The organism is Paraburkholderia phosphatilytica, assembly GCF_003443895.1.
GTDB classification, from domain to species: domain Bacteria; phylum Pseudomonadota; class Gammaproteobacteria; order Burkholderiales; family Burkholderiaceae; genus Paraburkholderia; species Paraburkholderia phosphatilytica.
In genome coordinates this window covers 1-1,209 of record NZ_QQOA01000105.1, presented here as the reverse complement: position 1 = coordinate 1,209, position 1,209 = coordinate 1, and the positions used below count along the sequence as shown (strand labels likewise).

The following is a 1,209-nucleotide window of genomic DNA, read 5'->3' as shown; positions in this document are numbered from 1 at the left end:
CAGGGCAATCGCATTAGGACGCCCGCCGCATGCCGAGTACATCTCGGCGGAAATCATCGTCCCACGCGGCCTGCTTGAGCTTGGCCCGTACCGAGAGCTTTGGCGTCGGATCGAGTTTGAGCAGATTCAGCACGAAGCGACGCAGGATCGCCAGGTTCATGGCAGCGTTGTCCTTGCGGACCTGACAGGCGTCTTCACCCAGCGTGACATCCAGCGACCAGTGCAGCTGGGACTCGATCGTCCAGTGGCTGCGGATGGCCTGGGCCAGCCGTTCGGGGCTGCCGCTCGACGAGCTCAGGTAGTAGCGCAGCTCCGTGCTGGTCTTCGCGCCGATGCAGCGCTGCGATTCGACCATGATGATCTGCCGCAGGCCCTGCCAGTTCGTGCGCTGCGCCAGCCATGCCAGTGTGCTGACGCACCAGAGCCGGCGTGTTTCGATGCGCCCGTGATCCTTTTCAACCGTCTCGTGGTAACCATACGGCACCGCATGCCAGTTTTCGGCGCGCGCCACCCGAAAGAAGTATTCCACTTCCTCCAGTAACCCCGGCTGGTTCGCCTTGATCCCGAGCAGATAGTCACCACCCTGGTCGTGCACCTGGCGGGCGATCGCCTGCTGGCAGCCCATCGCGTCGACTGACACGATCGCGCCTCGCACATCCAGGACTGCGAGCAGTTCCGGCAGTGCCGTAATCTCGTTGGACTTACGGTCCACTGCAACGGCGCCCAGCGTCAGCCCGTACGCGCTGGCATAGGCCGAAACCATATGCAGCGCGCGGCTCTCGCCGTCCCGGCTGCCGCGCAGCGTCTTGCCATCGAGCGCCACCACCGTCTGCTCCAGCTTGCCCACTACCTGGCCCACCCACGTGCGAAAGCTCTGCTCGAACTGCTGTGGATCCAGCAGCCGCAACACCCGCCCAAATGTGTCGTGCGACGGTATCCCGTGCGGCAAGTCAATGAACTCGCGCAGCCACAACAGTTTTGCCTGCCCCCACTGCGCGATCTCCGTCACGCTCTCCGCTCCCGAAAGCAGCGCGCAGACCGCCACCACCAGCATTTCCGTCAGGTCGTACTGCGTGCGGTTGCCGCTGCGTGGATCGGGCACACCTTGCAGGCAGGATACCAGGGCCATGCGCTTCTCCATCCCGATTCCCCAAAAATCGAGAGTAAACGACGCTTCGCCCTTTGTTTACAACCACTAACCTGCCCAAG

Annotated in this window: 1 protein-coding gene; it reads right to left on the bottom strand. The window is 63.3% G+C overall.

The annotated features are described in order from the left end of the window. Positions 1 to 13 precede the first annotated feature (13 nt). Entirely contained in the window at positions 14 to 1,129 is a 1,116-nt protein-coding gene (locus tag DVS29_RS36750) for an ISAs1 family transposase (protein ID WP_118186250.1), read from the bottom strand. Between the last annotated feature and the right edge of the window lie 80 nt (positions 1,130 to 1,209).

Bases quoted from the DNA above. Each gene is read 5' to 3' on its own strand.
- DVS29_RS36750 (WP_118186250.1), bottom strand. From the start codon at position 1,129: ATGGCCCTGGTATCCTGCCTGCAAGGTGTGCCCGATCCACGCAGCGGC.